Origin of the sequence: Psychrobacter sp. Ps6, assembly GCF_022129235.1 — a bacterium.
Taxonomy (GTDB): Bacteria; Pseudomonadota; Gammaproteobacteria; order Pseudomonadales; family Moraxellaceae; genus Psychrobacter.
This window is the reverse complement of record NZ_JADQAI010000129.1, coordinates 1-1,406: the sequence shown is the minus strand read 5'-3', so window position 1 is coordinate 1,406 and position 1,406 is coordinate 1. Positions and strand designations below refer to the sequence as shown.

At 43.9% G+C, this 1,406-nt stretch carries 1 protein-coding gene; it reads right to left on the bottom strand.

Annotation, left to right across the window (positions count from 1 at the left end; translation table 11 throughout):
• On the bottom strand, positions 1-1,406 hold a 1,406-nt coding region (locus I3255_RS14325), incomplete at both ends, for a flagellar hook-length control protein FliK (protein ID WP_238039421.1).

Below are 1,406 nucleotides of genomic sequence, written 5' to 3'. Positions count from 1 at the left end.
GATGGGCAACTTGAAATTGAATCGACGCTTGGTTGTCATCATGAAGGGACAGTTTAATCTGCATGCGGCCCAACTCAGGAGGATCGAGGCGAATATCAATCTGTTTAAGGTTTTTCGCCGCCATCATCTGCACTTTATCCGCCAGTTGATCGCCGGCTTGCTCTTTGGTTAATAACAGTGGTGGCTGATTATTCAGAGAAGTGTCCTGGCGATTTCCCAGCAAGGATGATGCTGACGATGCACCATTTTGATGAGCAGATAGTGACTGTAATGCAGCTTGTGCTGATGCCTCTTTGCTGTCAGTAGCATGGCTCTGATCCAGTAATGACTGGGTCTGAGCTTGAGATAATGCCACCGAATGATTGATGCTCGCTTTTACGGCATCACCTTGAGGCAAGAGTTCTGCTTTCGATGCCAATAGCGCGTTTTGCCCATGAACGGATTTGTTTTGCTGCGACTCTAATAACTCTTTGGTCGATTCTTTACCACCTGATACCGTAGTTTTAAATTCATGTGAATCAAGCTCTGTGTCGATAGAACGATGATGCTTAAGTTCCACCTCATCAGTAGAGGCTAACTTACTTGCAAGTAGAACTTTATCACCGTTGGCATTTCGAGTAGCCGTCGACGTTGAAGCGGCTATCGTATCAGTATCAATTCTTGTGGTTAATGGCGCTGTTGTATCATGTGCTGTTCCAACATCTGTACTAACCGATTCTGTATCCAGTTTTACATCTTGTTGGTCAGTAAGCTCTTTTTTAGAGCGTAATTGACCATGGGACTGCTGCAGCTGTTGTAGAACATCGCCTCTGTCTTCAGTACTAACTGATTCTGTACCCAATTTTGCATGTTGTTGGTCAGTAAGCACTTTTTTAGAACGTAGTTGACTATTTAATTGACTATGGGACTGCTGTAGTTGTTGTAAAACATCAAGACCTTCATCCATAGACTGAGCAACCGTCTGAGGATCAGAGCTCCCTTCAATAGATGATGGTGATACAGATAATGACGAGGTTTGTGATTTTTCTCCAACTTCATCCGGAGCTAATAAAGCTTGAGAGTCATCACTAGCTGCAGATTTCGTTGTAGTATTTTCACTTAACAGGACAGCACTAGGAGCTTGGCTTTCAATTGATACCTCATCGGAAGAAATCGCGGCTTTCGCCCCCTCTTTTTTAAACGGTTCTTTTTTTAATGCCTCTTCACCGCCAAGTTCAGACTTTAATTGGGATTTGGTTTTAAGCTGAGTATCAGATGTATCATCCATAGCAGAATGCAGGGATGCTGCAAACTGAGCCTCTTCACCACGACTGGCAGGATCTGTTGGCTCATTGCGAGTTGTCGCTGTAGAGCCTGCATGAGACTTAGCATTAACTTGAGATAATAGATGGGACAATTGCATAACG